Origin of the sequence: Sandarakinorhabdus sp., from assembly GCF_040398665.1 — a bacterium.
In the GTDB taxonomy this organism is placed as follows: Bacteria; Pseudomonadota; Alphaproteobacteria; order Sphingomonadales; family Sphingomonadaceae; genus Sandarakinorhabdus.
The window spans coordinates 45,723-68,258 of record NZ_JBBATQ010000011.1 but is presented as its reverse complement, the minus strand read 5'-3'; the positions used below and the strand labels follow the sequence as shown (position 1 = coordinate 68,258).

The window sequence follows — 22,536 nt, the reverse complement described above, 5'->3', positions numbered from 1 at the left end:
TGTTCCGTTTTGACGGCATGGAGGGGACGCGGCGATGCTCACCAGAAAACAACAGGAATTGCTTGTCTTTATCGATGAGCGGCTGAAATCCGATGGCGTGTCGCCTTCCTTCGAGGAAATGAAGGAGGCGCTCAGCCTGAAGTCCAAATCCGGCGTGCACCGCCTGATCAACGCGCTGGAAGAACGCGCCTTCATCCGCCGCCTGCCCAATCGCGCACGCGCCCTGGAAGTGCTGCGCCTGCCGGATGCCTTGGCCACCGCCAAGCCGACCCTCAGTCTGGTGGCGAGCCAGCCCCAACATGAACGGCGCCCGGAATCGCGTCCGGTGCCGCAGGCGATGCTGGCAGCCAACGATACGGTGGTGGTGCCGCTGCACGGCCGCATCGCTGCCGGCCTGCCGATCGAGGCGCTGGAAAGCGACCAGTCGCTCTCCGTTCCCGCCGCGCTGCTCGGCCCCGGCGATCATTATGCGCTGGAAGTGTCCGGCGATTCGATGGTCGAGGCCGGCATCCATGATGGTGATTACGCGCTGATCCGCCGCTGCGAGGATGCTCGCGATGGCGATATCGTCGTGGCGCTGATCGACAATGAGGAAGCCACGCTGAAATATCTGCGCCGCGACAAGGGCCTGATCCGCCTCGATCCGGCCAACAGCGCCTTCCAGCCCCAGCATTACCGCCCCGAACAGGTCCGCATCCAGGGCAAGCTGGCGGGCTTGCTGCGCCGCTATCACTGATTGGTGGCCGTCCCTCCAATTCAGCATCAGTCATGCTGGCGCAGGCCAGCATCCACTGTTGTTCAGCTGCCCGTTACCAGGTCGTAGTTCCCATCGGCAAAGAGGATGCTGGCCTGCGCCAGCATGACCGATTCCTTTTGAACGACCAGGTCAGCAATCACACCGCCAACTGATAAACACGCGCCGCCGTGCCGCTGAACAGCGCCGCCTTCTCGTCCGCGCTCGCCCCGGCGCTGATCAGCTTGAAGGCGTTCCACAGCGTCGCGTAATCGCAGGTGCCGCGATCCACCGGAAAATTGCTTTCAAACATGCAGCGCTGCACGCCGAACGCGCTGATCGCGGTTTCGATCCACGGCCGCCATTCGTCGGCCAATTGCGCTGCCGTCGCCATCGGATCAGCCATGAAGCTGGCAAAGCCGCCGAATGGCATTGCCAGGCCGCCCAGCTTCATCACCACATTCGGGCAGGCCGCCAGGTCCGCGATTCCACGCGCCCATTCGGCGAAGTTCGCATCGCGCTTGCCCGCATGCGATGCCACGCCCAGCGGCGTCGCCAGATGGTCACAGATGATCGTCAGGTCCGGCACCGCCCGCGCCATCGCCACCAGTTCCGGCAACTGCGGAGCCAGCAACCAGCAATCATAGCTCAGGCCATGGCGCGCCAAAGTCCGCAGCCCGTCCCGAAAGCGCACGTCGGCCAGCAGCTCCGGCGGATTGCGCTGCAAGATGCCGAGCACGTCCGGGTCCGGATCATGTGCCGGCGAATGGCGGATGCCGCGAAACCGCGCCGGGCTGGCCGCCAGATGCGCGTCCAGCACCGCCGCCACCCCCTCGCCCAACAGCAGATCGGCATGGCCGACGATGCCTGCACACGGCCGCGCCGGCCCGTACAGCCCGCTCGCCGCCATCGCGGCCACACCGTTGACGAATTCGGTTTCCCCCACCGGGCGCAGCGCCGCCGGCCCCTCCGCGCGGTAGAACGCCCCGCATTCCAGAAACACCGTCGCCACGACATTGTGGCCGCTGCCCATGTCGGCCAGCAATTGATCGAGCAGATAGAGCGGGCTGAGCGCGATCGCCTGCACGAAGGGGTGGGCGTCGGCGCCAGCCGGCGGAAGGCTGCGCCGGTCCCACAAATGATGGTGCGGATCGATGATCGGCAATTGCGGATCGATGATGTCGGCCATGGCGCGCCCCTTCACTGTTATGCGGCATCATGACGGCAAATGCCGGAACCGCGACTGGCGCATTTGCGGGCTGTCGGCTCGGACCTGCCACGGCCGGTCCCCCACGGCATCGCGCGCCGTCGCCACCGTACCGCCCACCAGACGGATTGCCACGGCTCCTGTGACGCCCAGCCGCGCGCGATCGAGCAGCAACCAGCGCGGCCTGCACCACCCCGGCAACCGGCGATCCGACACCACGATATCGGCCGCCGCGCACGCTGGCGCCATGGTGGCACGCGGGATCAGCGCCGTGCTGGTGGTGGCCAGCACGCGCCAGCGCCGACCATCACGCAGCACTTCGATCACACAGGCATCGGGTGAACACCGCGCCAGGCCGGTGTGGCCCAGCCAAAGTGCATCGTCCGAATCAGCGCCGATGCTCTCGCTCCACACACCGATCAGATAATCGCCGACCCGTTCCCGGCTGTGCCCCAGGCGCCAACCCGAACGGGCATCCGCCAGCCGCAGGCCGAGGTGGCGGCCATCGCCGCTGACCAGCAGATCGGGCAGCGGCGCCTGGATCGCGATCAGCATCGCGGCCAGCATCGGCACCACACCCCACCAGCGCACACCGGTTTGCCACAATGCCAGCCACAGGCCGCCGGCCGCCCCCAGGGCAAAGGCCGGTGCCGGCACCACGGCGGTGAGCACCGCGCCCGGCAAGGCCGCGACCTGATCGGCCAGATCGATCAGCATCTGCATCGCCCAGCCGGCAATCGGCCACAACAGGCCGGTGCCCAGCGCCTCGCCAAGCAGCGCCAGCATCAGCATCGGCAGCACGACAAAACTGGTGAACGGAATCGCGATCAGATTGGCGCCGATGCCATAAAGCCCGCCGCGGCCGAAATGATAGAGCCCGATACCCGACAGAGCGACCTCTGCCACCAGCCCGCTGGCCAACAACGCCGCCGCGCCGCGCGCCAGTGACTGCCACCAGCTTTCATCATCGCGTGGCTGCGCCAGCCAGCGGCCCAGCCGGCTTTCATACAATGCGACGATGCCGATCACTGCGGCAAAGCTCAGTTGAAAACTCGCGCCAAGCAACACTTCGGGCCGCACCAGCAAGATGGCCAGCGCTGCCGCGCCAAGCAGCCGCAACGAAATCGCCTGCCGGCCCAGCATCATGCCCAGCACCACGATAGCGGCAGCAATCGCCGCGCGCACCGTGGGCACCTGCGCGCCGGCCAGCAGCGTATAGGCCGCGCCAGCCAGCGCCCCCAGCCCCAGGGCAATGGTCGGCACCGGCACGCGCAGCGCCAGCCAGGGCCACAGCGCCAGCCCCAGCCGCGCCAGCCAGGCGATGCCGCCCACCACCACCGCAATATGCAGGCCCGAAATCGACATCAGGTGCGCCAGCCCCGAATCACGCATCGCCTGGGTGGCTGGTTCCGGGATGGCGCGCTGTTGCCCGGTCACGAACGCTGCCGCCAACGCGCCGGCCTCGCCCGGCACCCGCGCGGTGATCAACGCCTGCAACCGCGCGCGCGCCTGATCAAGCCACAGGCGCGGGCCTGGCGGTGGTGGCGCCAGCACGGCCACCGGCCCCATCACAACACCGGTCGCGCCAATGGCATCAAACCACGCCCGTCGCGCCAGATCGAGCCCGCCGGGCACAGCCGCGCCGGCCGGCGGCGACAATAGGGCGCGCAGCCGCACAAGCGCACCCACCGGCACCGGCGGGGCTTCGCCACGGAGCGTCAGCCGGGCGCGGCGGATGCCGCCGGGCAAGGCACGGGCCGCCAGCACCAGTCGCTGGCCACCGCCCGCCACAGGCTCCACGCCAACCACGCGCGCATCGAAGGTCGCCACGATGCGATCGGCCAGCACGCCATGCGTGTTGCCGGCCACTCGGACCTCCACCGCCGCCATGCCGGCCAGCGCAAAGCCTGCGGCCAGCGCCAGCGGCCGTTGCCCGGCCAAGCCGCCACCGGCCGTCAGGGCCAGCAGCACCAGCGCTGCCGCCGCGCGCCACGGTGCCCACGGCAGCACGAACCACAGCAATATGCCCACGGCCAACGCCACCGGCAGCCACAGCGCCAGCCGGTCGCGTTCAGCGCTCAGCCAGTCGCGCCAGGCGGCCTGCACCTGCGCTGCGATTTGTGCGGACTGTGCCCTTCTGCTAACCACCCGCTCGTTCCGAAGGCCCCTCCCGGCCCAAAGCATGTTTGACCCCTGAACCGACAGATTGGACGAAACGCGCATGAGCGCAAGCAAGGACGAAGTCGGCAAAGTCGTGACCCGGTTCGCGCCGTCGCCAACCGGCTTCCTGCACATCGGCGGCGCCCGCACCGCCCTGTTCAACTGGCTGTTCGCACGCCATCACGGCGGGCAGTTCCAGCTGCGCATCGAGGATACCGATCGCGCCCGCTCCACCGAGCCGGCGATCGCGGCGATCCTGGACGGCATGGCCTGGCTGAATCTGAACCATGATGGCGAAATCGTCTATCAGTTCAGCCGGGCGGCCCGCCACGCCGAGGTCGCGAACCAGTTGCTGGCCCAGGGCCGCGCCTATCGCTGCTATGCCACCCCGGCCGAACTGGAAGCGCTGCGCGAGGCCCAGCGCGCCGCCAAACAGCCGATGCGCTATGACGGCCGCTGGCGGGATCGCAACGATTTCCCCAATGATCAGCCCTATGTGATCCGCCTGAAGGCACCGCGCGAAGGCGCCGTCACGATCAGCGATCGCGTGCAGGGCGACGTGACCGTGAACAATGCCGAACTCGATGATTTCGTGCTGCTGCGTTCCGATGGCACCCCCACCTATATGCTGGCCGTGGTGGTGGATGATCACGACATGGGCGTGACGCACGTGATCCGCGGCGATGATCATCTCAACAACGCCTTCCGGCAACTGGCGCTGATCCGCGCGCTGGAATGGGCGGAGCCGATCTATGCCCATATCCCGCTGATCCACGGCACCGATGGCGCCAAACTCTCCAAGCGCCACGGCGCGCTGGGAGTGGATGCCTATCGCGACGAGTTGGGCATGCTGCCCGAAGCGGTGGAGAATTATCTGCTGCGGCTGGGTTGGGGCCACGGCGATGCCGAAACCATCAGCCGCGAACAGGCGACAGCGTGGTTCGATCTGGCCGGAGTCGGCCGATCGCCATCGCGTTTCGATCTGAAGAAGCTGGAAAATCTGAACGGGCACTATCTGCGCGCCGCCGATGATGCCCGTCTGGTTGCGTTGATCGCTCCGCGCGTTGCTGCGGCATTGAGTCGCGATCTCGGCGATGTCGATACGGCGTTGCTGCAACGCACCATGCCTGAGCTGAAGAAGCGCGCCAGCAACCTCAATGATTTGGCAGCTACAAGCCTTTTCTATCTTCGCACCCGCCCAATTCCCATGGACGAAAGCGCTGCCAAGCTGCTAGCCTCTGCGACGCCAGGGCTGCTTGACCGCGCCCGGGCTCGATTCGCCGCCCAGTCGGACTGGACGGCGGCCGCGCTGGAACAGACGGCCCGGACGTTGGCGGAAAGCGAAGGGCTGAAGCTCGGCCAGGTCGCGCAACCGCTGCGCGCGGCCGTGACCGGATCGGCCCAGTCACCTGGCCTGTTCGAGGTCCTGGAGGTTCTGGGCCAGGACGAAGTGCTGGGGCGGATCGAAGACGCGCTGCAAACACAGGGGACCACGGGATGAGCACGGCCAATATCAGCATCGAAGGCATCAGCGGCGATTATCCCGTCCATCGCGGCAGTGTCGGTCCGGAAGTGATCGATATCCGCAAGCTTTATGCCAACACCGGCCGCTTCACCTATGATCCCGGCTTCACCAGCACGGCCAGCTGCGAATCCAAGATCACTTATATCGATGGCGATGAAGGCGTGCTGCTCTATCGCGGCTACCCGATCGAGCAACTCGCCGAGCAGTCCAGCTTCCTGGAGGTGGCGCATCTGCTGCTGAACGGCGATCTGCCCAATGCCGCGGAAAATGTGGAGTTCACGCGGAACATCACCCGCCACACCATGATCCACGAACAGCTCGCCACCTTCTATCGCGGCTTCCGGCGCGATGCGCACCCGATGGCGATCATGTGCGGCATCGTCGGCGCGATGGCAGCTTTCTATCACGACAGCACCGACATCCACGATCCGCAGCAGCGCGTGATCGCATCGCATCGGATCATCGCCAAGATGCCGACGCTGGCCGCGATGGCCTATAAATACTCTGTCGGGCAGCCCTTCCTCTATCCCGACAACAGCCTGTCTTTCCCCGGCAATTTCCTGCGCATGACGTTCGGCGTGCCGGCCGAGCCCTATGTGATCGATCCGGTGATCGAGGATGCGATGGAAAAGCTGCTGATCCTGCAGGCCGATCATGAACAGAATGCCTCCACCTCCACGGTGCGCCTGGCCGGTTCATCGGGCGCCAACCCGTTCGCCTGCATTTCGGCCGGCATCGCCTGCCTGTGGGGCCCGGCACACGGCGGCGCCAACGAAGCCGCGCTGAACATGCTGCGTGAAATCGGCCGGCCGGAACGCATTCCGGAATTCATCGCCCGTGCCAAGAACAAGGATGATCCGTTCCGCCTGATGGGCTTCGGCCACCGCGTGTACAAGAATTACGATCCGCGCGCCAAGGTGATGGCCAAGGTTGCCAAGAATGTGCTGGACCGGATGGGCATCAACGATCCGATCTTCGATGTTGCCCGCGAACTCGAACAGATTGCCCTGAACGACCCGTATTTCATCGACAAGAAACTGTATCCCAACGTCGATTTCTACTCCGGCGTCGTCATGTCGGCGATCGGCTTCCCCACCTCCATGTTCACCGTGCTGTTCGCCATTTCGCGTGCGGTCGGCTGGATCGCGCAGTGGACGGAAATGATGGAAGATCCGGAACAGAAAATCGGCCGTCCGCGCCAGCTTTACACCGGTCATAGCCGCCGGGAATATGTACCGCTGTCGGCCCGCGGTTGAGCCATTTGCCGAATCTTTGCGCATGAAGGCCTGGAAAGGGGTCGCCGGGTTGAACGGCGGCCCCTTTTCCTGTTTGGATAAGCCCGATGGACGAACTGTTCACTCCTGTGCCGCCGCGCCGCTGGCCGTGGATCATCGCGATTCTGGCCAGCCTGGTGTGGGCGGCCGGCATCGGCCTGGGCTGGGCGGTGTACGCCGGGCAGATCGTGATCGATCCCGCCGCAATGCCGCTGGTCATCGCCGGCCTGGCGCTGCTCGCCCCGCTGGCGGTGATCTGGCTGGCCATGCTGCACCTGCGGGATGCCGGCGCCATCGCGGCCATGCGCGCCGAAGCCGCTGAAACCCGCAGCCGCCTCGCCGCCATCGCAGTCGAGCGCAGCGGCGAAGCCCTCGCGCGGCTGGAGACGCAGCTCGATACCGCCGCCAACCGCCTCGCCGGCCTGGCCCGGCCGATTGCCGGCCACAGCAGTGCCATCGATACGGCTGCCGCCACCCTGGACGGGGTGAACGCCCGCCTGGCCACCACCATCGCCGCCGCAGTTGCCGCCAGCGGCGATGTCGCCGGCGCCGTGCCCGCCGCCACCGCGCAAGGCGAAGCGCTGATCGATCTGCTCACCCGTGCCGACAATCAGTTGCGCGCCCAGTTGGCCGAAACCGAAACCATGCTCGCCAGCCTCTACACCCGCGCCAGCGAAGCCGAGGCCGAAGCCCGCGCCGCGGCGGAGGCGAGCCGCAGCGGGCTGGAGGCCATGGCCGCCGCCGCCGCCCGCGCCCAGGCCGCAGTGGCCGCGCCGCTCGCCGATCTGAACAGCGCAATCGACAGCGCCTTCACCCGCACCACCGGCGCCGTCGATACCACCCGCGATGCCGTGCATGTGCAAACCACTGCCCTGCTCACCAGCCTGAATCAGGCCCGCACCACGCTGGAACATATCGGTGGGGAAGCCGCGCATGCGCTCGATGATCGGTTGGCGCAGTTGCAGGCGCTGGCAGAGCGGGTCGCCGGGGAAATCGCCGCCGCCGGGCAGAATGCGTCCGCGCTGGTCGGCGATCTCGGCAGCCGCGTCGAAGCGCTCGAACAGCGGCTGGGTGCCGCGATCGCCAGCAACAGCGCCGCGCTCGGCACGCTGGATGCACAGTTGCTCAACGCCACGGCCAGCGCCGATGCGCTCGGCAACCCGATCAACAACGCCACCGCCGCGCTCGCCACCGTGCAGGCGCAACTGGAGGCGCTGGGCGCCGAGGCCGGGCAGACGCTGGCGCTGATCGACGAGCGCCTGCCGGCCAGCGCGCCGATGCTGGCCGCGCTGGGTGAGCGGCTGGCGGCGTTGACGGCGCAAGCCCTGGCCCTGGCCGCGCCGGTGGCGGCCAGCGGCAACAGCATCACCGCCGCCACCGATCGCCTGGCCCTGGCGCGCGAGATGCTCGCCGCCAGCAGCGCCGAGCTGACCGACGCCATCGCCGCCGCGCAAGACAGCCTGCGCGACATGGAATCGAGCACCAGCCGCCTCTCGCTCACCGCTTCGGGCGAGCTGATCGAGACATTCGGCCGGGTGCGCGACGTGGCGCAGGCCGCCGCCGGGGCGATGCGCACCGCGCTGAACGGCGTGGTGCAGGAGGCCGAACAGGCGCTGGACCGGGTCGCCACCGAGAAGGCCGAAACCGCCTTCGCCGCGCCGATCCGGCTGCGCATCGACGAACTGGTGAGCGCGCAAGGCCGCGCCGGCGATGCCGCGCAAGCCGCCGCCGAGCGGGTGACGCAGCGGCTGGTGGCGCTGACCCGCACGATCAGCGAGGTCGAAACCCATGTCGACGCCGTTGAAACCCGCGCCGATGTGCGGGCCCGCAACGCGCTCGGCCGCCGTGCCAACACGCTGATCGACAATCTCCAGGCCAGCGCCGTCGATCTGGCGCAGTTGCTGGATTTCGACATCGACGACAAGGCCTGGACCGATTATGCCGCCGGCGACCGCAGCGCCATCGCCCGCCGCCTCGCCGCCGGGCTCGACCACGGCACCGGCCGCCAGTTCGTCCGCCACTTCGGCCACGACAGCGAATTCCGCAACGAAGCCACCCGCTTCCTGAACGAATTCGAAGCCCTGGTCAGCGAAATCGTCCCCGACCGCGGCGGCGAAGCGCTGGGGGCGACCTTGCTGTCCTCCACCTATGGCAAGCTCTATCTGGCGATCGGGCAGGCGGCGGGCCGGTTCAACTGACCGCGCCGGGCCGGCTGCGACGGCCAGGCACCGGAACCCGCGCTGACATTACAAATTCGCAACGAGCCCCAAATCCTTCCTCATCGTTGCCGGCCCATGCCGAATCCAACAGCGGCAGTTTTGCCGGTTTGGCCGAATCCGGCGGGAATCGGCGCTGATTTCATCGCCCCTCTTCGCTGCGCGCCACACCACCGGACATCACCATGATGACAGGCTTTGCCCGTGTAGGACAGGCGGCGATGGGCGCATGATCGACGGCACCAGCCTGCGCCATGGTCCATGCGGGCCCATGACGCCGACTGGCTGCGCCCCCTGGTCGCTTGTGGCGGTGGCGGGGCCGACACCCCGCCGAAGCGCAACCGGCGCGACCCTGTCTGCTTCTCGCCCTGACCCTGCCGCCGGCGCCACCTGATCGAGCGATTCTTCAACAAGCGCAAATACGACCGACGCATCGCCACTCGCGATGACAAGCTCGGTTCGTCATTCCTCGCCATGACCAAACTGGCCTGCATCAGGCTGCGGCTACGCCACTATGAGCTCACGGCCCAGCTCATATTCTGGTCGCAGGACATTCGCCACACGGCTGAACGCTGCCGGCATTGGAATTCGGACCATTCAAACCGGTCTGGCTCACTCGTCCTTCCAGACGACGGTATTCTACTGCAATATGAGTAGCGAGCAGGTGATGACGGCCGTGAATTTGGCGTAAATTATTATAATAAAATCTGGATTCGCCGCTATCCATGCGAATATCACGGAAAAAGAATATTTGCGATCTGAAGTACAATCTATTTATCGGCGAATTTAGCTTTTTTTAAAGCAAGTGAGAGGTGCTTGACCGTAACCTTACTGTACAAGTTTGCCACCTTTTGATTATAGACATCAGCGTCAATCATTGGGCTTGTAACATCAATGTACTTACCTGTGCGAGAGTCTTCTTTAAGTCGCTTAGGCGGCTTAGGCTGAAAAATGAGCAACCTCACAACAGAATCAATCCGCAGATCACTTATTTCTGCGGTATCGCCATTGGAAATACGAACGATATCAAATGTTTGCTCGATTGTATCACCACCATAGCGACCGCCCACAAGCCGCGATTTCTTAATTGTAGCTACGATACGGCAATCCGCCGGTGAAACATTTTCTGATAGCATACGAAAACCAATTTTATTCAAATCGGCCATTTCAGGTTTTGGCTGCGTTTTACGGAGGAAATCTCGGAGCACAATTTCTTTTTCGCTATCATTTCCCTTATTTGAACTGATCACCGAATCCGATGCGACCGTCGCCAAACCAGCCGCCACACCAGTCAATAAGGCACCTCCAGGCACAAGCGCACCCAGCACACCTAACCCACTTCCACTGACGACTTCGTAGTTATGCTTATCTTCCAAAAACATATCACACTGCGTTGCCGCTGCCTCCACCGCAATCTGCGAGACTAACGCCATTGCAATCCTTTTTTTGATCTGCAATTGAAACATCGTAAGCAATCCTAAGGTCATCAAAAGGTTGTGGGGCTGTAATGCCCTTGAAACTACGATAGCGCCACATCACTCGGACAGGGCCACTATGAGCCCACGGCCTAGCCAGACCGCAATCAGCCTTGAAACACGGCCGCTGCAAACCCTGCCCGAGCACAGTATTTCGAACAGTGTGAAGGCCTGACGCTCAGCGATGTCGCCACGAAGCATGATGACCTTGCACGAAAAGTCATTGCCTGTTCCCCCGCTTCTTGCGCTCGGCCCTCGCCTTGTCCAAAATCTGCTTGTTTTTGGCTGCTGACTTAGCTGCGGCTGCTGCGTCTGCGGCCTTCCGCGCGATCTCCTCACGCTTGGCCTGGAGGAGCACAAGCTCCTGAGCCTTGGCGCGGGCTGCGTTGCCATTGTCTTCAACACTCAAGTAGCCCGAGGCAACTGGTGATGACGGCGCAGGCTTTGGTATTTCTGCCACTTTGGCTTCGGCCCCGGGCAGATACGAGCCTGGACGGAGCTTAAGCTCACTGAAGTCGATCTCGCGGGTTTGCGATCCAGCACGAAAATGATCCATCGCGAAAGCATACTCAGCCTTGAGCCTCTCCTGACTGGAGGCGCTAAAACAAGCGCTGTAATGGTCATTGATGCGGTTCGCTCTGGCCCAATCCTTCAACTTTGACCACGCATCCGCCCGCGTGTTCCTATGATCCGGAATTAACTTTGCCATGAATATGGGGGTTGTGGCAAAGTCAAGCACCGTGTCAACGTAAGGTGTACTGACTGGTCCCGGACCATAGGTAAGCACGCACTGCGCATAAACAAACTGCGAATCAGTTGCTGACCGCCTGGCGGCATCCAGCTCCGATGGCGAGGGAGCCCAGATAATTTCTTTGCTATCTCCTCGATAATCCAGGGCTCCAAAAGAGGCTTCATATGCGCCGCCAACTGTGCAACCCGAGACATATTGGCTCTTGCTGCTGAGCGGAGAAGTCGAAGAGCGGACATGCTTTTCGAAAATTTCAGAAAGTTTTTCCAGACTCAGCCCATCAATGCTAATTTTCTGAGTAGAAAACGTGCGTGTCCGTTGTACGGCACCCTTTTGCCAGTGATCGCTGCGTTCCCCCGGAACAAATTCTGTCACCCAGCACGCTATAGGAGCTTCGTTTTGCGCATAGACGTTATCCGAAATCCCAAGAGAGATGAAAATAGCAGCAAACAGCCAAAACAATTTTCGCGCATAAAATACCATTGATGGCGATTTTATTGTTGATGCAAAGGCCGATGACATAAAGAGCATTGCTGAATCCTCCTTTCATACTTCCAAGCAAGTCGGAGCAAAAATCCCCTCGCATAGCGCGCAGACAAACTATTTGGTATCGATCAGCCATGCAGCCAGCAACTATAATTGGAACCAATCCGATTGCAGTCCAGGCCATGGAGTCATATTGGCGCAATCCCAGCCTGGTGCAGGCGCGCTTTGTTACGGCGAAGAAGGTTGATCCGGGCTTGTCACAACGGGTTGCGGTACCGCAATAGTAGCTGTGGTAGTAAAAGATGCGGTGGTTCAGGTTGCGCTTTGGCGCAATGTTGGCCCAGCCAACGCCGTCGGCCACCATGGCACGCAAACAATCGGCGTCACGGGCTCGGTTGGCCAGCCCCAGTGGCCATTGGCCAGCAGCAGCCCATCCCGGAGCGCGCTGGCCAGCGAGGTCCGGGCGGGTTTCTTGGCGAGCATCGGGTTGGCGGGGGCGGATTGCGGATTCATCCAGAGCCGCTTGCGCATGATCTGAAGCGCCCAACGCGCCCCCACTTGCGCCGCCCGAGCAATTTTCGGCGAAGTCGTGCGAAGAAAAAAGGCCCGATCGCGTATGGGGAACAACAATGAAGATATTTTCGTATTTTCCGAAATTACAGATTTCGACACATGATGAACTTGAACGTGCCCATATTGGGCACCTTTGTTGCCCTTCGGCAGGCCGTTTCTGTTGATGGATCCGAACGCTGCGCTCATATCCTGAACAGTGGTTAGTCAGATTCGGCGACACCTGCAAAATTGGTGAGCAAATCGATGTGGCGGTTCATACTGCTTGCAGGCGCTTCGGTGGCTGCGTTGACTGGCACGGCGGCTGATGCCGTCAGCTTCATCCACACCGGTGTTGTCCAACCCTATATGGTCACCCAGACGGGCGTCTATCTGATGCGGGCCGCCGGTGCGCAGGGCGGCGCCGGCTACAGCTTCGGGGGCGGCGGGGCGGTTGTTTCGGGCAAGATGGCCCTGACCAGCGGAACCGTGCTGAACATCATTGTCGGCGGCCAGGGCGGCAGCGGCGCAGGCGGCGTCATCGGCGGCGGCGGCGGCGGTGGCAGCTTCATCTTTGCCGATCCGGCAACGCCGCTGGCAATCGCCGGCGGTGGCGGTGGCGGCGGCTTTGTTTCGGGGGGCAGCGACGGCAGCGGTGCCAGCAGTGGCAGCGGCGGTTTCGGCGGCGGTTTCGGCGGCGGCGGCGGCAGCGACAGCAGCGGCTTTGGCGGTCGCGGCGGCGATGGCGACAGCAGCAGCTTCGGCGGCGGCAGCGACGGCGGCTTCAGCTTCTTCCGCGGTGGCGTTGGCGGCTTCGGCGGCGGCGGCGGTGGTGGCTTTGGCGGTGGCGGCGGTGGTGGCTTCTCGGGCGGCGGTGGCAGCAGCTATCTCGGGGGCGGGGGCGGTGGCAGCTCCTTCCTGGCAGACATCATGACCGATACGGCGCGCAAGAGCGGGGTGAACAGCGGCAACGGCTATGCGTCGATCGATCTGGTCACCGAACCGGTTCCCGAACCGTCGAGCTGGGCGATGATGATCATCGGCCTTGGCGGCATTGGCGCGCTGGCGCGTTGCCGGCGGCGCTGCACCGGTTGATCGCCCGACAAGGCTGATACGGCCGGCGAGCGTCACGCGGATTGGCTGGTATCAGATCGTAATGCGAAGCCGAACGTTCACCCCTGCGGCGGCACCGGCGCATACGGCCCGCGTGTGCGCCAGAACGGCACATCGTCCAGTTCCAGCCAACCCCAATGATAATTGGCCAGGAACAGGGCGAACAGCAGCGCGCTGATCAGGGACGTCCACGCCAGTTTCCTGGCGATCATCGGGTTGACGGGCGCGGATTGGGCCTGGCCGGGCACGTCGCTGGCGCCGGTCTCCGCGTTGGTGCGCACACCGAAGGGGAGGACGGCGAACAGGGTGATCGTCCAGAACAGGAGATAGATGGCGAGGGCGGATTGGGGTTTCATCTAGGGTCGATTGTGGTTGGGTTGGGGGATCCAACGCCCTCCCCCTTGCGGGGAGGGCGACTCGGCGCCAGCCGAGCGGGGTGGGGGTTGCTGCCCGTTGATACCGAAGGGCGTAACCCCCACCCCGGGCCGCCTGCGGCGTCTCTCGCCCTCCCCGCAAGGGGGAGGGCGTTTTACGCCCGGCATCACAGCCGGAGCACCTGCACTTCGGTGACGGGTTTCTTGCCGGTCCAGTCGCGGGCGACGCGGCGGACGGCGTTGCGGATGGCGTCGGCATAGGCTTCGGCGCGTTTGGGATCGGCCTTGGCGGCGGCCTTTTCGGCGGCTTCGGCGCATTCGGCGAGGAAATCGCCCTTGTCTTCTTCCACCGGCACGCCCTGCGCGTTCACCACCGGGGTGGTGGCGGGCAGGCCGTTGCGGCCGACGACGACGGCGACGGTGATGACGCCATATTGCGCGAGGCGGCGGCGTTCCACCATGGTGGCGCCTTCGGCCGGCAGGATGACATCGCCGTCCAGCACCAGCCGCCCGGCCTTTTCATGGCTGAGCAGCTTTGGTCCATCGGGCGCCAGGCGGATGGCACTGCCGTTCACCGGCACCATGGCGCGAGGCACGCCGCATTCCAGCGCCAGCTTGGCATGTTCTTCCATGTGGCGACGCTCGCCGTGCACGGGGATGGCGATTTCGGGGCGGATCCATTCATACATGGCCTCCAGCTCCGGCTGACCGGGGTGGCCCGATACGTGCACATGCGCCTGTTTTTCGGTGATCACATCGATGCCGCGCGCCGCCAGGGCATTTTGCACGCGGGCGATCGGCAGTTCGTTGCCGGGGATCTGTTTCGAGGAATAGACGACGAGATCGCCCTTATCGAGCTTCAGCTTGGGGTGTGTGCCCTCCGCGATCCGGCTGAGCGCCGCCAGCGGCTCGCCTTGCGCGCCGGTGCACAGGATAAGCACCTTGTTTTTCGGCAGGCCCATCGCCTGATCCCAATCGATCGGCGGCGGCAGATCCTTCAGATAGCCGGTGGCCTGCGCCACGCTGACGATTCGATCCATGCTGCGCCCGGCGAGCACCAGTTCGCGCCCGGACGCCTTGGCGACCTGGCCCAGCGTGGCCAGTCGCGCCGCGTTGCTGGCGAAGGTGGTGACGAGCACGCGCCCCTGTTTGCGCGCCTTGATAAGGCGCATCAGGCCGTCCTTCACGTCGCTTTCGCTGCCCGACGCTTCGGCATTGAACACATTGGTGGAATCGCCGACCAGCGCCAGGATGCCGCTGTCGCCAATGCGGGTCAATTCCGCGGCGGTGACGGGGTTGCCCATCATCGGCGCATCATCCAGCTTCCAATCGCCGGTGTGGAAAATCCGGCCATAGGGCGTGTCGATGACCAGCGCATTGCCTTCGGGGATGGAGTGCGCCAGCGCCACATAGGTGAGGCCGAACGGCCCAAGCTCGACCTTGCCGCCCATCGGGATGATCTTCAGCTTGACCTCCTTGGTCAGGCCTTCTTCCTCCAGCTTCTTGGCGATCAGGCCGGCGGTGAACGGCGTGGCATAAAGCGGCACCTTCAGTTCGTTGGCGAGATAGGGGATGGCGCCGATATGATCTTCGTGGCCGTGGGTGAGAACGATGCCGAGCAGGTCCTTGCGGCGATCCTCGATGAAGGACAGATCAGGCAGCACGACATCGATGCCGGGATAGCGCGCATCGCCAAAGGTCATGCCAAGATCGACCATGATCCATTTGCCGTTGGCGCCGTACAGATTGACGTTCATGCCGATTTCACCTGAACCGCCGAGCGGCAGGAAAATCAGCTCATTGCCTGGTATCATGGGGTTTGGGTCTTTGTATTGAGGGCATGGAGGCGGATCAGGCCGCGAATGGTCAGATCATAATCAACATGGGCTATGGCAGTGGTGTGGCGCTGGAACAAGGTGGCAAGACCGCCCGTGCCGATCACGGTGACCGGCGGCGGCATCTCCGCAGCCAGCCGCGCCACCAACCCTTCGATCAGGCCGACATAACCCCAGAACAGGCCGGACTGCATGGCGTGCACGGTGCCCTTGCCGATGGCGCCCTTGCCTTCGGGGGGCGGCTCGATGGCGATGCGCGGCAGCTTGGCGGCGGCCTGGTAGAGCGCGTCCATCGACAGGTTCGGCCCCGGCGCAATCGCCCCGCCCTGATAGGCGCCGTCTGCCGAGACGATATCGAAGGTGGTGGCGGTGCCGAAATCGACGATGATCAGGCCGCCCGGCCAGATGGCGTGGGCGGCCACCGCATTGACCAGGCGATCGGCGCCGACCTCGGCCGGGTTGGGCAGATCGATGGTCAGGCCCAGATCGATCTGGCCGACGGCGACGACCAGCGGTTCCACCTGGAAATATTTGCGGCACAGGCGCTGCAGGTTGAACAGCGCCGGCGGCACCACGGTGGAGATGATCGCAGCATCGATCTCGGCGAGGCTGACGCCCTCCAGCGCGAGCAACTGGTGCAGCCACACGGCATATTCATCCGCCGTGCGATCGCCGCTGGTGGAAATGCGCCAGCGGTGGACAATGGTGTCCCCCATGCACAGCGCAAAGACGATATTGGTGTTGCCGACATCAATCGCGAGCAGCATTTCTTGTCCTCACCATCAAATCGCGAACACCTCGCCGGCATGAATGGCCTGCACGCTGCCATCATCCAGCCGCAGCAGCAACGCGCCATCGGCGGCCAGCCCGTCGAACCGGCCTTCGGGGGCCTCCGTGCCCAGCCGGGCGACCATGCGCTGGCCCAGGCCGCCGGCATGCGCCAGCCAGGCGGCGCGGACGGGGGCGAAGCCTTCGCGCGCCCAGATCTGCTGCCAATGGGTGAAGCGGGCCGCCAGGCGTTCGAGCACGTCCAGCGGCTGTGGCACCGGCAGGCCGGCGGCGGCAAGGCTGGTGGCGGGGCGTTCGGTGCCTTCCGGGTGGTGCGCGAGGTTGATGCCGATGCCGACCACCAAGGCGCTGCCCTGCCGTTCGAGCAGGATGCCAACGCATTTGGTGCCGTTCAGCAGCACATCGTTGGGCCATTTGAGACGAAACCCCTCTCCCCTTGCGGGAGAGGGCGACTCGCGCGTCAGCGCGGCGGGGTGAGGGGTTGCACCATCTGCAAGTTGGGGACCCCTCACCCGGCCGGCTTCGCCGAGTCCGACCTCTCCCGCAAGGGGAGAGGGGGAAGAAGGGGGCGAGATGATTTCACCCAGCGCCTCCACCACCGCCAGCGCCGCGACGAAGCTCAACTGCTGCACCGGTCCATCCGCGTGCACCAGCACACTGCCCATGAAATTGCCCGCGCCGTCGTTCCACACCCGGCCGCGCCGGCCGCGGCCGGCCGTCTGCCGGTCCGCGATCACCCAATGGCCATCGGGCAGCGCCTGCACACGCGCCAGCAGCCAGTCGTTGGTGGAGCCGATCTCGGGCAGGTGGGTGAAATCCGGCCCCATCAAGCCGGGAACAGCGCCGCCGCCGCTGCCGTCGCGGCCGCCACCAGCGGCGTGATCGCCAGCATGCCGATCGGCGAGCAGAACAACGCCGCGCCAGCAATCATCATACCATTGACCGCGCTGCCTTCGCTGGACAGGGCGACGCCGGGTTCATCGGCGTACATGATCTTGATGATGCGCAGATAGTAGAAGGCCGCGACCACCGAAGCGATGAAGCCGATGATGGCCAGGCCGAGCAGGCCCGAAGCCATCGCTGCCTGGAACACCGCAAATTTCGGCCAGAAACCGAGCAGCGGCGGGATGCCGGCCAGGCTGAACATGAACACCGCCATCGCCAGTGCCAGCTTCGGCTGGGTTTTCGACAGGCCGGCAAGATCGGCCATGGCCTCGACCGGCGAACCATCGGGCCGGCGCAGTTGCAGCACGACGAGGAAGCTGCCCAACGTCATCGCGACATAGACGGCGGCATAGAACAGCAGCGCGGTGACGCCTGCGGGCGTGCCGGGCGTCAGGCCGACCAGCGCGAAGCCGATGTTGGCGATGGAGCTGTAGGCCAGAAGCCGCTTGATGTTGGTCTGTGCCACAGCCGCGACCGCGCCCAGGATCATCGAGGCGATGGAAATGAAGATCAATATCTGCTGCCAATCGGCCGCCGCCACGCCGGGGAAGGCCACGACCAGCACACGCACCATCAGGCCGAGCGCGGCCACCTTGGGCGCTGCCGAGAAGAACGCCGCCACCGGGGTTGGCGCGCCTTCGTACACGTCCGGCGTCCACATGTGGAACGGCACGGCCGACACCTTGAACGCGAGGCCCGCCAGGATGAAGACGATGCCGAACATCAGGCCAAGGCTGCGTTCGGTTTGCCCGCCAACGACCCCGGCGATCACATCGAACTGGGTGGAACCGGTGAAGCCGTAAATCAGCGTGACGCCGTAGAGCAAGATCCCCGACGCCAGCGCGCCGAGCACGAAATATTTGAGCCCGGCTTCGGCCGAGCGATTGTCATGCCTTGCGAACGAGGCCAGCACATAGGAGGGCAGCGCCGCCAGTTCGAGGCCGACATAGAGGGTCAGCAGATCATTGGCCGATACCATGATGGTCAGACCCAGCGTGGCAAGCAGCATCAGCACCGGATATTCGAAGCGGCCGACAATGCCCCCCTGCCCGTCGCTGCTGCCCAGCCACGGCAGCGCCAGCAGCACCGAGGCGGCGGCAGCGGCGAGGATGATGATTTTCAGAAAGGCGGAAAAAGCATCAGCAACGTACAGGCCATCAAAGGCCTGAAGCGAGCCGGCGGGGGCATCCAGCAAGCTGAAACCCGCCAGCGCCAGGATCGCCACCACAAACAGACTGGTCGTCGCCAGCGCGTTCGCCTTTTTTGCAAAAGTGCCCAGCATCAGCGCGGCCAACGACCCCAGCGTCAGGATGGTTTCCGGGCCGGCGATGGCGAGGGAAGTGAAGATCGGGTGCATCAGTGGTGGCTCTCTGCCGCATGTGCCGGTGCGCTGAGGGCCGGACGCGCCGGCGACAGCGTCATGTCGGTCGGCACGGTGGCCAGTTCGCGGCCTTCCAGCCGGGCGACGACCTGCGCAATGGCCGGCCGCATCGGCGCCTGGAAGCTGTTCGGGTAAATGCCCATCCACAGGGTCGCGAGGATGATCGGCGCCAGGATGGCGACTTCGCGCAGCGTCAGATCGGGCATGGCCCGCGTGTCTTCGCCGGCGGCCTTGCCATAGGCGACGCGGGCATAGAGCCACAGCATATAGGCCGCGCCCAGAATGATGCCGGTGGTCATCACGAAGGTCGCCCAGGTGCTGGTTTGATACAGGCCGATCAACACCAGGAATTCCGCGACAAAGCCCGATGTGGCCGGCAGGCCGACGCTGGCCATGGTGAAGAACAGCAGCACCAGCGCATATTTGGGCATCGTATCGGCGAGCCCGCCATAACGGCCGATCTCGCGGGTGTGCAGCCGATCATAGATCACGCCGACACACAGGAACAGCGCGCCGGATACCAGGCCGTGGCTGAGCATCATCACCATCGCGCCTTCGATGCCTTGCGTGTTGAGCGCGAACAGGCCGGCGGTGACGAACGCCATGTGGGCGACGGAGGAATAGGCGATCAGCTTCTTCATGTCCTGCTGCACCAGCGCGACCAGCGAGGTGTAGACCACCGCGACCATCGACAGGCCGAACACCAGCCAGATCAGTTGCGCACTGGCATCCGGGAACATCGGCAGCGAGAAGCGGATGAAGCCATAGCCACCAAGCTTCAGCAGCACGCCGGCCAGGATCACCGATCCGGCGGTCGGCGCCTCGACGTGGGCATCGGGCAACCAGGTGTGCACCGGCCACATCGGCATCTTCACCGCGAACGACGCGAAGAAGGCGAGGAACAGCCAGAATTGCGCGTCCTTCGGGAAATCCTGCCGGCTGAGTTCGGCAATGTCGGTGGTGCCGGCCTGGCCGACCATCCACAGCATCGCCACCAGCATCAGCACCGATCCCAGCAGCGTGTAGAGGAAGAATTTGTACGACGCATAAATGCGCCGCGCGCCGCCCCAGATGCCGATGATCAGGAACATCGGGATCAGGCCGCCTTCGAAGAACAGATAGAAGAGGAAGATATCGCGCGCCGCGAAGGTGCCGATCATCAGCGCCTCCATGAACAGGAAGGCCGCCATATATTCCGGCACGCGCTTCTTCACGCTCACCCAGCTGGCGAGGATGCACAGCGGCATCAGGAACACGCTGAGTTCGATCAGCATCAGCGCGATGCCATCCAGCCCCAGCGACCAGTTGAGATAGGGCGCGAACAGCGGCAGATCTTCGGTGAACTGGAAGGCGGCCGTCGTCTGATCGAACTGCGTCCACAGCCAGATGCCGGCGGCGAACTCGATCAGCGTCGTCGCCAGCGCCACGATGCGGGCACGGGCAGCGCGTGAAGCGTCGTCGCCCGGCAGCGTCACCACCACCAAGGCCGCCACAACCGGAGCCAGGATCATGATCGAAAGCACGGGGATCATTGGCCCATCATCCAGGCAGCGGCGGCGGCCAGGCCGACCAGCATCACCAGCGCGTAAGAATAGACATAGCCCGACTGGAAGCGCTGGGCGAGGCCGGCACCCACGGTGACGAGCTCGGCCGCACCATCCGGGCCGAAGCGATCGATGGTCTGCTGATCACCGCGTTTCCAGAACAGCCGGCCCAGCCATTGCGCAGGCTGCACGAAGATGGCGTTGTACAGCTCATCGAAATACCATTTGTGGACGAGGAACTTGTACAGCGCCGGCACATTGGCCTGCCACCACAAGGGGATCGACGGGCGCTTGATATAGGCCAGCCAGGCCAGCGCCAGACCGGTGAAGAAGGCGGCCGTCGGCGCCTGCACCACCCAGGTCGGCACGTCGTGCAGGGCGTGCATCAGGTGCGTGTCAAACGCCAGGCTGCCGCGCCAGAAGGCTGCGCCCTCTTCCGCGCCCACAAAGGCTTCGTGCCAGACCCAGCCGGCCAGCAGCGCCCCGGCGCCCAGCACGAACAGCGGAATCAGCATGGAGAGCGGGCTTTCGTGCGGGTGATAGCCCGCCGTGCCGTCATCATGGTGCGCAGGAGCGTGAGCGTGGTCGGGGGCGTGATCATGGCCATGATCGGGGGCGTGATCGTGGGCATGATCGTGGCCATGGCCATGATCGCCGTGCGCGGCGTGCTGGATATGCTCGCTGCCGGCCCAGCGCGGCTTGCCGAAGAAGGTGAGGAACACCAGCCGCCACGAGTAGAAGCTGGTGAGCAGTGCCACGAGCGCGCCGACGAAGAAGGCGAACTGGCCATGGCTGGTGCCGCTGGCAAAGGCCGCCTCCAGGATCGCATCCTTGGAGTAATAGCCAGCGGTGAAGAAGAAGCCAGTGAGCGCCAGCGTGCCGATGGTCATCAACGCGAAGGTGATCGGGATATGTTTGCGCAAGCCGCCGTAGAACCGCATGTCCTGTTCATGGTGCATGGCGTGAATCACGCTGCCAGCGCCCAGGAACAGCAGCGCCTTGAAGAAGGCGTGGGTGAACAGGTGGAACATCGCCGCGCCATAGGCGCCGCTGCCGGCCGCGAAGAACATGTAACCAAGCTGCGAGCAGGTGGAATAGGCGATCACCCGCTTGATATCATTCTGCACCATGCCGACGCTGGCGGCGAACAGCGACGTGCTGGCGCCCACAATCGTCACGACCATCAGCGCGGTTTCGCTGGCTTCGAACATCGGTGACAGGCGGCAGACCATGAACACGCCGGCGGTCACCATGGTGGCGGCGTGGATCAGGGCGGAAACAGGCGTCGGCCCCTCCATGGCATCGGGCAGCCAGGTGTGCAGGCCCAATTGCGCGGACTTTCCACAAGCGCCCACAAACAGCAGCAGGCACAGGCAGGTCATCACATCGACCTGGGAGCCGAGGAAGCTGAAGGTCTGGCCGCTGTGCAGCGGCACGGCGGCCAGGATCGCATCGATGGAGACGGTGCCGAACACCAGGAACGTGCCGAAAATGCCCAGCGAAAAGCCGAAATCGCCGACGCGGTTGACGACGAAGGCCTTGATCGCCGCGGCATTGGCGGACGGCTTGGTGTACCAGAACCCGATGAGCAGATAGGAGGCAAGGCCGACGCCTTCCCAGCCGAAGAACATCTGCACGAGATTGTCGGCCGTCACCAGCATCAGCATCGCGAAGGTGAACAAGGACAGATAGGCGAAGAACCGGCTCTGCGACGGGTCCTCCTCCATATAACCCCAGCTGTAGAGGTGGACGAGTGCGGCGACGCTGGTGACGACGACCAGCATCACGGCGGTGAGCGTATCGACCTTCAGCGCCCACTGGACGGAAAGATTGCCGCTTTCGATCCAGTCCAGCACCGGCACGGTGTAGCCCGCCGCGCCGTCCAGCCAGAAGCCGACGAAAATCACCCAGGCCAGCGCCGCGGAGACGAACAGCCCGCCGGTGGTGATGGCCTTGGCCGCGGTATGGCCGATGACGCGGCCGCCCAGCCCGGCGACAAGCGCGGTGAGCAAGGGCAGGAAGACGAGGAGCTGGATCATGACAATACCTCCCTCCCCCTTGCGGGGAGGGCGAGAGACGAGCCGCAGGCGAGGCCCGGGGTGGGGGTAACGCACGTGGCAGCAAGCGAACGCACGCCGGCGAAGGGCGCAACCCCCACCCCGCTCGCTTCGCGGGTCGCCCT

At 64.6% G+C, this 22,536-nt stretch carries 19 protein-coding genes; 6 read left to right on the top strand and 13 right to left on the bottom strand.

The features are described from left to right. Window positions 1-34 precede the first annotated feature (34 nt). Window positions 35-736, top strand: coding sequence for a transcriptional repressor LexA (gene lexA, locus ABWP22_RS13290; protein WP_353200463.1), 702 nt, complete (start codon window positions 35-37; stop codon window positions 734-736). A 157-nt stretch (window positions 737-893) separates the two neighbouring features. Here lexA and ABWP22_RS13285 read toward each other — a convergent pair whose 3' ends face one another. Both ABWP22_RS13285 and ABWP22_RS13280 read right to left on the bottom strand, forming a co-directional pair. Next, window positions 894-1,922, bottom strand: a complete 1,029-nt coding sequence (locus ABWP22_RS13285) for an amidohydrolase family protein (protein ID WP_353200462.1) — start codon at window positions 1,920-1,922, stop codon at window positions 894-896. A gap of 27 nt (window positions 1,923-1,949) precedes the next feature. Next, entirely contained in the window at window positions 1,950-4,046 is a 2,097-nt protein-coding gene (locus ABWP22_RS13280; RefSeq protein ID WP_353200461.1) for a ComEC/Rec2 family competence protein, read from the bottom strand. 115 nt (window positions 4,047-4,161) lie between these two features. Between ABWP22_RS13280 and gltX the strand changes: the two genes are divergently transcribed. The 4 genes from gltX (at window position 4,162) to ABWP22_RS13260 (ending at window position 9,806) form a co-directional block, all read left to right on the top strand. Further along, a complete protein-coding gene (gltX, locus tag ABWP22_RS13275; protein ID WP_353200460.1) occupies window positions 4,162-5,601 on the top strand; it encodes a glutamate--tRNA ligase in 1,440 nt (479 codons plus the stop codon). Then, entirely contained in the window at window positions 5,598-6,881 is a 1,284-nt protein-coding gene (gltA, locus tag ABWP22_RS13270; RefSeq protein WP_353200459.1) for a citrate synthase, read from the top strand. The genes gltX and gltA overlap by 4 nt, the downstream gene beginning before the upstream one ends. Before the next feature lie 86 nt (window positions 6,882-6,967). Continuing rightward, window positions 6,968-9,097, top strand: coding sequence for a coiled-coil domain-containing protein (locus tag ABWP22_RS13265; protein WP_353200458.1), 2,130 nt, complete (start codon window positions 6,968-6,970; stop codon window positions 9,095-9,097). 532 nt (window positions 9,098-9,629) lie between these two features. Beyond that, the gene (locus ABWP22_RS13260) at window positions 9,630-9,806 is read left to right on the top strand and encodes a tyrosine-type recombinase/integrase (RefSeq protein WP_353200457.1); all 177 of its coding nucleotides are present in this window, start codon (window positions 9,630-9,632) and stop codon (window positions 9,804-9,806) included. Window positions 9,807-9,885: 79 nt separating this feature from the next. Here the strand turns inward: ABWP22_RS13260 and ABWP22_RS13255 are convergent, their stop codons facing one another. The 4 genes from ABWP22_RS13255 to ABWP22_RS13240 form a co-directional block, all read right to left on the bottom strand. Then, window positions 9,886-10,581 (bottom strand): hypothetical protein, encoded by a 696-nt coding sequence (locus tag ABWP22_RS13255; protein ID WP_353200456.1) that lies wholly within the window; start codon window positions 10,579-10,581, stop codon window positions 9,886-9,888. Window positions 10,582-10,810: 229 nt separating this feature from the next. Next, a complete protein-coding gene (locus ABWP22_RS13250; protein WP_353200455.1) occupies window positions 10,811-11,821 on the bottom strand; it encodes a hypothetical protein in 1,011 nt (336 codons plus the stop codon). Then, window positions 11,751-12,188 (bottom strand): hypothetical protein, encoded by a 438-nt coding sequence (locus tag ABWP22_RS13245; protein ID WP_353200454.1) that lies wholly within the window; start codon window positions 12,186-12,188, stop codon window positions 11,751-11,753. The genes ABWP22_RS13250 and ABWP22_RS13245 overlap by 71 nt, the downstream gene beginning before the upstream one ends. Further along, window positions 12,137-12,583: a hypothetical protein gene (locus tag ABWP22_RS13240; RefSeq protein ID WP_353200453.1), complete on the bottom strand. Its 447-nt coding sequence runs from the start codon at window positions 12,581-12,583 to the stop codon at window positions 12,137-12,139. The genes ABWP22_RS13245 and ABWP22_RS13240 overlap by 52 nt, the downstream gene beginning before the upstream one ends. Window positions 12,584-12,673: 90 nt before the next feature. Between ABWP22_RS13240 and ABWP22_RS13235 the strand changes: the two genes are divergently transcribed. Then, on the top strand, window positions 12,674-13,468 hold the full coding sequence (locus ABWP22_RS13235) for a PEPxxWA-CTERM sorting domain-containing protein (protein WP_353200452.1): 795 nt from the start codon (window positions 12,674-12,676) through the stop codon (window positions 13,466-13,468). Between the two features lie 77 nt (window positions 13,469-13,545). On the opposite strand, the gene ABWP22_RS13230 is transcribed toward ABWP22_RS13235, so the two are convergent. The 7 genes from ABWP22_RS13230 to nuoL all read right to left on the bottom strand — a co-directional run bounded on the left by ABWP22_RS13230 (window position 13,546) and on the right by nuoL (window position 22,393). After that, the gene (locus ABWP22_RS13230; protein WP_353200451.1) at window positions 13,546-13,842 is read right to left on the bottom strand and encodes a DUF1467 family protein; all 297 of its coding nucleotides are present in this window, start codon (window positions 13,840-13,842) and stop codon (window positions 13,546-13,548) included. 185 nt (window positions 13,843-14,027) lie between these two features. After that, window positions 14,028-15,674 carry a ribonuclease J gene (locus ABWP22_RS13225; RefSeq protein ID WP_353200450.1) on the bottom strand — a complete coding sequence of 549 codons (1,647 nt, stop codon included), beginning with the start codon at window positions 15,672-15,674 and terminating at the stop codon, window positions 14,028-14,030. Next, entirely contained in the window at window positions 15,671-16,462 is a 792-nt protein-coding gene (locus tag ABWP22_RS13220) for a type III pantothenate kinase (protein WP_353200449.1), read from the bottom strand. The genes ABWP22_RS13225 and ABWP22_RS13220 overlap by 4 nt, the downstream gene beginning before the upstream one ends. A 15-nt stretch (window positions 16,463-16,477) precedes the next feature. After that, window positions 16,478-17,311, bottom strand: a complete 834-nt coding sequence (locus tag ABWP22_RS13215) for a biotin--[acetyl-CoA-carboxylase] ligase (protein WP_353200448.1) — start codon at window positions 17,309-17,311, stop codon at window positions 16,478-16,480. Next, window positions 17,311-18,786, bottom strand: coding sequence for an NADH-quinone oxidoreductase subunit NuoN (gene nuoN / locus ABWP22_RS13210; RefSeq protein ID WP_353200447.1), 1,476 nt, complete (start codon window positions 18,784-18,786; stop codon window positions 17,311-17,313). The genes ABWP22_RS13215 and nuoN overlap by 1 nt, the downstream gene beginning before the upstream one ends. Continuing rightward, window positions 18,786-20,342: an NADH-quinone oxidoreductase subunit M gene (locus ABWP22_RS13205; protein ID WP_353200446.1), complete on the bottom strand. Its 1,557-nt coding sequence runs from the start codon at window positions 20,340-20,342 to the stop codon at window positions 18,786-18,788. Before ABWP22_RS13205 ends, nuoN begins: the two co-directional genes overlap by 1 nt. Beyond that, entirely contained in the window at window positions 20,339-22,393 is a 2,055-nt protein-coding gene (gene nuoL / locus ABWP22_RS13200; RefSeq protein WP_353200445.1) for an NADH-quinone oxidoreductase subunit L, read from the bottom strand. Before nuoL ends, ABWP22_RS13205 begins: the two co-directional genes overlap by 4 nt. Window positions 22,394-22,536 lie beyond the last annotated feature (143 nt).